4 protein-coding genes are annotated in these 3,058 nt (G+C 62.8%); all 4 read left to right on the plus strand.

Annotated features, from left to right (window positions below; all coding sequences use genetic code 11):
* A partial coding sequence (locus tag VN004_RS00930) for a dienelactone hydrolase family protein (RefSeq protein ID WP_325606231.1) occupies positions 1-644 on the plus strand: 644 nt, incomplete at its 5' end.
* 194 nt (positions 645-838) lie between these two features.
* A complete protein-coding gene (locus tag VN004_RS00935) occupies positions 839-1,438 on the plus strand; it encodes a dimethylamine monooxygenase subunit DmmA family protein (protein ID WP_325027076.1) in 600 nt (199 codons plus the stop codon).
* Positions 1,435-2,397 (plus strand): PDR/VanB family oxidoreductase, encoded by a 963-nt coding sequence (locus VN004_RS00940; protein WP_325027075.1) that lies wholly within the window; start codon positions 1,435-1,437, stop codon positions 2,395-2,397. Before VN004_RS00935 ends, VN004_RS00940 begins: the two co-directional genes overlap by 4 nt.
* Positions 2,398-2,425: 28 nt before the next feature.
* The coding region (locus tag VN004_RS00945; RefSeq protein WP_325606232.1) for a DUF3445 domain-containing protein at positions 2,426-3,058 on the plus strand (633 nt) is incomplete at its 3' end.

Below are 3,058 nucleotides of genomic sequence, written 5' to 3' on the forward strand. Positions count from 1 at the left end.
AGCGCCGTGGTCATGGCGCCACCGGCGGCCCGCTTTCCGAGGGCGTCGGCACATGCGATCGGCCTAATCATTTCCTTTCAGGCAACATCGCCGCGGACGACGTTGCGGCCACGGTCAACTACATGACCCAGCAGCCCTTCATCTCCCAAAACGAAACGATCGTTGCCGGTGTTTCGACGGGCGGGTGGGCGTCGCTGGCGCTTGCGTCACGAAATCTTCCGCAAGTGCAGGCGGTCGTGAACTTCGCCGGCGGACGCGGCGGGCATGCTTACGGCCGGCCGAACGCGGTTTGCGGGCGAGCGGACCTGATTTCGGCCGCTCAGAAGTTCGGCGGCAACGCGCACGTCCCGAGCATCTGGTTTTATTCCGAGAACGACAGTTACTTCGGACCCGCGCTCGCCGAGGATCTGGCGCGTGCCTGGAAGCACGCGGGCGGCAACGCGGAAGAACATATCCTCCCCGCCTACGGCAGCGACGGGCATACCATCGCCGATGACCGGCAGGGCTGGGACATCTGGGGGCCGAGCCTGGACGCCTTCCTGACGAAGGTACAGGGCGAGCGACTCGAGGTTGCGGGCAAGGCTGGTCAGCCTGCTTCCCCGATTGAGACCTCGGCGATCGCGACGACGGGCGCCACGCGCTAGCGGCGCGCGGTCAGTTCCGACCTCGGGGGCGCCGTCGTCTTGGGCGGCCCTTGCCCCAGCCGGTTAACCGCAAACATCGCACCGGCTTGTCGCTCGCTGGTCCCGTGTGGCCTCGCTATCGCGGCGGTGGCAAACTATGAGAATCGGGACTCAAAGGCGCGTACACGCAGCCTGGCGAGCACTTGGAGCACGTGATGTCAGTGAGCAAGATCACAAGCCGCCCGGTATATCCGGGCCTTGCTCCCGACTTGCACGCGCGCAGCAATATTGTCGTTTGCGACAAAGCCGGGGCTGCGGCGGTCGCAGAACTTTTTGCGCGCGCCGATCGCGCGTTTGCCGAACGCACGACCGTCATCCTGGCTGACAATCTCGCGGACGCCGATTGGCAGGCCATCGCGCGTATGCTCGCGCCTGGGGCAATGGACGTTCAGCCGGGCCTTGCCGAAGGCATTGCGCGATTACGCGAATTGCTGGGCGCTGCGACCATGAGCTTGCGCCTTTATGCGGCCGGCTCGGAGCCTCTCATCGGCCTCGTCGTGCAGGCCGCGGCCGGTCTCGGCATCGATCACGCGTCTATCCGGACCGAACATCGCGGCAGCCTGATGCGGCGCGTGCAATGCATTCACTGCAAGACGTTCATCGACAACGTCACAACGAACATCGTGACATGCGCGTGCGGCGTGACCTTGCAAGTTCGGGATCACTATTCGCGCCGCCTCGCTGCCTTCCAGGGCGTGCGCGCCGACGCAGAAGCTCCCGGCGAACTTCCTCCGATCAAGGCGCTGTACCCATGAGCGGACATCTTCTCCGGCGCGTGCGCGTCGCCGAAGTCGAGCCAGTTGCGAACCGCATCAAGCGCTTTCGTCTGGTGGACAGCGGGAATGCTCCGCTCCCGGCATTCTCCGGCGGCTCGCACATTTCCGTCGTCATGCGGTCGGGCGACCGGCTGATGCGGAACCCCTACTCGCTGATGGGTTCGCCGTCCGATACGTCGAGCTATGAGATCAGCGTTTTGAACGCCGATGACTCGCGCGGAGGCTCTCGCTTCATGCACGGGCACGTGTCGGTGGGGTCGGAACTCGAGATCGGGCAGCCGCTCAACTTGTTCCCCGTTCGGAAGGCTGCACGGAAGCACGTGTTCGTCGCTGGCGGCATCGGCATCACGCCGTTCATGTCGATGATGGACGATCTCGATGCGCTCGGATCCGATTTCGAAATGCACTATGGCGTGCGCTCGCTCGATGACGGCGCTTACTGCAATCATCTGCTATCGCGTTATGGCTCTCGCGTCAGCATCTACCGGCAGGACAAAGGTCAGCTAATCCCGCTCGCAGAGGTCTTGAGCGCGCAGCGGCTTGGCTCGCACATGTACGTCTGCGGGCCGAAGCCGATGATCGATTGGGCACTGCAGACAGCGAAGCTCAGCGGCTGGCCTGACGAGAACGTGCATTTCGAGCAGTTCAGCACGCCGCCAGCGGGCAAGCCGTTCGTGGTCAAGCTCGCCCGCTCGGGCCGAGACATCCTCGTGCGCGGGCACCAGAGCATTCTCGAAGCGCTCGAAGAGCACGGCATCGATGCGCCGTTTCTCTGCCGTGGCGGCGCCTGCGGTCAATGCGAGACGAAGGTTCTCGCGTGCGACGACTTCATCGCGCACAATGACCACTACCTGACCGAGGCCGAGAAGGTCAGCGGACGCAAGATCATGATCTGCATGTCGCGCATTCAAACAGGGTCGATCACGCTCGACCTTTAATGCGCGAACTGGAATTCTGGAGCCCCGGATGGGACTGACATTTAGAGACGAGACGTTCCGGGACGACTTCACGTTCACGAACAGTCCTGCGGGTATCCGGCGTTTTCCGTTTCCGTTTGCTGAGGATCACTATCGGTATTCGGTAAACATCGAACCGCATAAGCCGGGACCGAAGGGCTCGGTCGTCGAATTCCCGTTCGATATCGACGAGCATTACGTATCCGAGATGCGCGAGCGCGCGATGGTGCTCGAGGCTGATCCGCTCCGCTGCCAAGCGTTGCCGCACATGATGACGGCGCAGTGGGAGATGCTTGACCTCCTGATGACGTCGCTGGCGCGCGACTATCCCGACCTCTTCACACTTCATCGCGATGGTGCACAGTGGCATTGGATCAATCGCCCGCTCGGCATCGATCAGACGTTCACGTTCGGCGACGCGAGCACGCTGCCTTTCGGACCGATGGAATATATCGGGCGGCAGGTGCAGGGTGATTTCACGATCCAGGATCAGCGCGACAATCAGCTCTGGCTCGATGCGGGCATCCTCACCTCGCCATCCGACTGGTCGCTCGATTTCAATCTCGGCATGAATTTTACCGAATGGCATGCGCCGGTGCCGCTGGCGCATGAGGCCGGCGTGTTCGAACGGGCTTTGAAATTT

Origin of the sequence: Pseudorhodoplanes sp. (assembly GCF_035565855.1) — a bacterium.
In the GTDB taxonomy this organism is placed as follows: domain Bacteria; phylum Pseudomonadota; class Alphaproteobacteria; order Rhizobiales; family Xanthobacteraceae; genus Pseudorhodoplanes.